This is a genomic window from Baekduia sp. (assembly GCF_035318805.1).
In the GTDB taxonomy this organism is placed as follows: Bacteria; Actinomycetota; Thermoleophilia; order Solirubrobacterales; family Solirubrobacteraceae; genus Baekduia.
On the sequence record NZ_DATHDY010000130.1, the window covers coordinates 1 to 4473 of the forward strand.

Here is a 4473-nt window from a genome sequence, read left to right on the forward strand (position 1 = left end):
GCTCGTCAAGGTCCCCGGCCTCGGCGTCGAGGTCAACGGCGCGCGGCGCTGGCTCGGCGCCGGCCCGCTGGTCTTCCAGCCGTCGGAGATCATGAAGCTGGCGCTCGTGCTCTACGCGGCCAAGCTGCTGGCCGAGCGCCCCGCCGTGCTGCGCCGCCCGCAGAGCCTCGGCCCGCTCGGGCTGGTCGCCGGCAGCGCGGTGCTGCTCATCGCCTCCCAGCCCGACCTCGGGACCGCGCTCGTCATCTCCTTCACCATGGCCGCGATGCTCGTCGCCGCGGGCATGCCGATCCGCTGGCTGGCGAGCGCGGCCGGCGCGGGCTCGCTGCTCGTCCTCATGTACGCCATGACGGCGCCGTACCGCCGCGACCGGCTGATGACGTTCCTCGACCCGTGGGCGCACGCCGGCAACGAGGGCTTCCAGTCGGTCCAGGGCCAGATCGCGATCGGCTCGGGCGGCCTGTTCGGCCGCGGACTCGGCGAGTCGCTGCAGAAGAACCTGTTCCTGCCCGAGGCGCACACCGACTTCATCCTGGCCATCGTCGGCGAGGAGCTCGGCGTCGTCGGGATCTGCGGGATCCTGTTCCTGTACGGCTTGGTCGCCTACGCCGGCCTGCGGGTCGCCAAGAACGCGCGCGGCACCTACGCGAAGCTGCTGGCCGCCGGCATCACGTCGCTCTTCCTCAGCCAGGCGATGCTGAACGTCTTCACGGTCCTCGGGCTGGCGCCGCTGACCGGCGTCCCGCTGCCGTTCATCTCCTACGGGTCGACCAACCTCATCGTCCTGCTCCTCGGCATGGGCGTGCTGCTCAACGTCGCCGGAGGGGGCAACGTCAAGCTGCGCGCGGTCCCGGATGTGTCAGGGTCCGGGCGCGATGGCTCCAACGATCGTGATCGCCGCCGGAGGGACAGCCGGGCACGTGGTGCCGGCGCTGGCGGTCGCCGACGCGCTGCGGGCTGAGGCCGGCGCGCGCGTCGTCTTCGTCGGCGGCGAACGCGCCGAGAAGACGCTCGTCCCCGAGGCCGGCTACGAGCTGCGCACCATCGCGGTGGAGGGCCTGAGCCGCACGAACCCGCTGAAGGCCGCGCGCGGCGGGCTGAAGGCCGCGACCGCGATGCGCACGGCCCAGAAGATCCTCCGCGACGTGCGGCCCGACGCCGTGATGGGCGGGGGCGGCTACGTCGCCGGCCCGGTGGGCGCCGCCGCGGCGGCCGGCCGGATCCCGCTCGTGCTGACCGAGGCCGACAGCCACCTCGGGCTGACCAACCGGCTGCTCGCGCGCTGGGCGCGCCGCGTGTGCCTGGCCTTCCCGCTGCCCGACCGCCAGGGCGAGAAGTACCGCGTGACGGGGCGCCCGGTGCCGCCGCCGGTCACCGACCGCGCTGCCGCGCGTGCGCGCTTCGGCCTGGCCGTGGACGAGACCTGCGTGCTGGCCTTCGGCGGCTCGCTGGGCGCGCGGTCGATCAACGAGGCGTCGGTCGACGCGTTCTCCGACGCGCCGTTCCGCGTGCTGCACGCCTGCGGGGTGCGCGACTACGACGCCCTGCGCGAGCGTCTCGGCGAGCCGCCGCCGGCCAACTACGACCTGCAGCCCTACATCACGCCGTTCGGCGACGCGCTCGCCGCGGCGGACCTGACGGTGGCGCGCGCGGGCGGCTCGATCTTCGAGGTCGCCGCGCACGGCCTGCCGGCGATCCTCGTGCCCTATCCGCACGCGTCCGCCGATCACCAGACCACGAACGCGCGGTGGATGGCCGACGCGGGCGCGGCGATCGTCGTGCCCGACGGCGAGCTGACCGCGCAGCGCCTCGACGAGGATGTCGGCGCGCTGCTGCGCGACACGGGCCGGCTGGCGGCGATGGCCGAGGCCTCGCGTGGGCTGGCACGGCCCGACGCGGCGCGGGAGATCGCGCGCGAGGTGCTGGAGGCGGCTGGCGCGTGAGCGACGCACGGCCGTGGGAGGGACGCCGGATCCACCTCGTCGGCATCGGCGGCGCGGGCATGAGCGGCTGGGCGCGGGTCGCGGTCCAGCTCGGCGCGACCGTCAGCGGCTCGGACCGCGCCGACTCGCCGGCGCTGGAGAAGCTGCGCGCGCTCGGGATCGTGGTGCACGTCGGCCACGACGCAGCGAACGTCCCGGCCGGCGCCGACGTCTTCGTCTCCACCGCGATCCCGGCCGACAACCCCGAGCGCGTCGCGCGCGCCCAGCCGCGGGCCGAGCTGCTGCGCGAGCTGACCGCGCTCAAGCGCGTCATCGCGATCGCCGGAGCGCACGGCAAGACGACCACGAGCTCCATGGCCGCCCATGCGCTGCTCGGCGCCGGGACGGCGCCCGGGTACCTCATCGGCGGCGCGCTGCGCTCGACCGGCGAGAACGCCGACTGGGGCGCCGGGGAGTGGCTGGTCGTCGAGGCCGACGAGTCCGACAAGTCGATGCTCGCGCTGAGCACCGACGTCGCCGTCGTCCTCAACGTCGAGCTCGACCACCACGCCACGTACGCGTCGCTCGCCCAGCTCGGCGCCGCCTTCGACGCGTTCCGCGCCGGCGCCACGCAGGCGGTGGTGGTCGCGCCGGAGCTGGCGCGCGATCCGGGCGACGTCGTCTTCGCGCCCGAGGAGCTCGTGCTGGAGCCGGGTGGCTCGCGCTTCACCTGGCGCGGGCACGAGGTGCACCTCACGGTCCCGGGCGCGCACAACGCGCGCAACGCGGCCGCCGCGCTGGAGGCCTGCCGGCTGGCCGGCGCCGACGAGGCCGCGCTCGTCGCCGCGCTGGCCACGTTCTCCGGCGCGGGCCGGCGCTTCGAGCGACTGGGGGAGACGGCCTCGGGCGCGCTCGTGGTCGACGACTACGCGCACCACCCGACCGAGGTCGCGGCCACCATCGCCGCCGCCCGCTCACTGCAGCCGCGCCGTCTCGTCGCCTGCTTCCAGCCGCACCTCTTCAGCCGCACGCAGGAGCTGCATCGCGAGTTCGGGGCCGCGCTGGCCGCCGCGGACGTCGCGGTCGTCCTCGACGTCTACCCGGCCCGCGAGCGGGCAGAGGACTTCCCGGGCGTGTCGGGCCGCCTGATCGCCGAGGCCGCCGCCGACGCGGCGGACGGTCGCACGGTCTTCTGGCTGCCCACGCTCGAGGACGCCGAACGCGTGCTGGCGCCCCGGCTGCGCGCGGGCGACGTCGTCCTCGTGCTGGGCGCCGGCGACGTGGACCGGTTGGGTCGCGCGCTGGTGGGCTGAGCGCACGGGCGATGACGGACGACAGCCCGGGTGGCGCGGCGGGGGCCGCGGGGCGCGGCGGGAGTCCGCGCCCACCGACGCCAGCCTCGGCACTGCCCGCCGCCCGGTCCCCCGCCTGACCGGCGTGCAGGTGTCCGTAGCCCTGCGGCGAACCCTGCTGCGGATGCATCGCGCCGCCGCCCTTCCGCGTACCCGCGCCGTCCCGCGCCTGCCGCGGACCGCCGTCTGGGTCCTCGCCGTCCTCGCCCTGCTGGTGGCGGGTGGGCTCTGGCTGCGCGACTCGCAGCTGGTCGCGGTCAACCAGGTGACCGTCACGGGCCTGACCAGCCCCGACAGCGAGCGCGTCGCCAACCTGCTGGAGAACGCCGCGCGTGACATGACCACGCTGCACGTGCGCCAGGATCAGCTCGACGCGGTCGTCGCGCCGTTCCCGGTGGTCAAGGCCGTCGAGGCCGAGCCCGACCTCCCGCACGGCATGCGGATCACCGTCGTGGAGAACACGGCGGTCGCGGTCGTCATGGCCGGCGGCAAGAAGACCCCGGTCGCCGGCAACGGCCTTCTGCTGCCCGACGCCGCCGCAGCCTCGCTGCCCATCGTGCCGCTGAAGGTTCCGGCGACCGGCGACCACGTCGTCGACCGTGCCGCGATGCAGGGCGTCGCCGCCCTCGCGGCCGCGCCCGCGGCGCTCCGTGAGCGCGTCCTGCACACCTCGGTGACCCGCCAGGGCGGCCTCACGCTCACGCTGCGCGACGGCCCCGAGCTGCGCTTCGGCGGTGCCGATCGGCTCGCCGCCAAGTGGGCCGCGGCCTCCGCGGTGCTCGCCGACACCTCCTCGGCCGGCGCCTCCTACCTTGACCTCCGCTACCCCGAGCGGCCCGCCGCCGGGGGCCTGGAGGACCCCGCCACGCAGAGCGATCCGGACGCCGTGAATGCGGCGGAACCGCCTGCGGCTACCACCCAGGTGACCCCCGCTCCGGGGATCGCTCCCTGACAACCTCGATCACAGCCTGAGCCTCGGTGACGGACCGAGTCTCAAGCGCGACTTCAGTCTTCCGCAAACTGCAAGCAAGATTGCGCCCTAGACTTCGCGTTGACACGCAAGAACGCCGATGCGTACCGTGCATTGGCCGAGACGGGCCTACCCCTGCCCAAAGTCTCGACGCTACCTAGAGGGTCGGACAGGAACTTCAAGCACATGGAAAGCGGCAGCTACCTCGCGGTCATCAAGGTCGTCGGCG

The 4473-nt window shown here is 74.8% G+C and carries 4 protein-coding genes; all 4 read left to right on the plus strand.

Annotated elements, in window-relative coordinates; all coding sequences use genetic code 11:
• On the plus strand, nucleotides 1-961 hold a 961-nt coding region (locus VK501_RS26025; protein ID WP_324342761.1), incomplete at its 5' end, for a putative peptidoglycan glycosyltransferase FtsW.
• Nucleotides 876-1943, plus strand: coding sequence for an undecaprenyldiphospho-muramoylpentapeptide beta-N-acetylglucosaminyltransferase (gene murG, locus VK501_RS26030; RefSeq protein WP_324342763.1), 1068 nt, complete (start codon nucleotides 876-878; stop codon nucleotides 1941-1943). The genes VK501_RS26025 and murG, both read left to right, overlap by 86 nt.
• Nucleotides 1940-3235: a UDP-N-acetylmuramate--L-alanine ligase gene (locus VK501_RS26035; protein WP_324342766.1), complete on the plus strand. Its 1296-nt coding sequence runs from the start codon at nucleotides 1940-1942 to the stop codon at nucleotides 3233-3235. The genes murG and VK501_RS26035 overlap by 4 nt, the downstream gene beginning before the upstream one ends.
• A gap of 163 nt (nucleotides 3236-3398) precedes the next feature.
• Nucleotides 3399-4226, plus strand: coding sequence for a cell division protein FtsQ/DivIB (locus VK501_RS26040; protein ID WP_324342768.1), 828 nt, complete (start codon nucleotides 3399-3401; stop codon nucleotides 4224-4226).
• The last annotated feature ends 247 nt before the right edge of the window (nucleotides 4227-4473 follow it).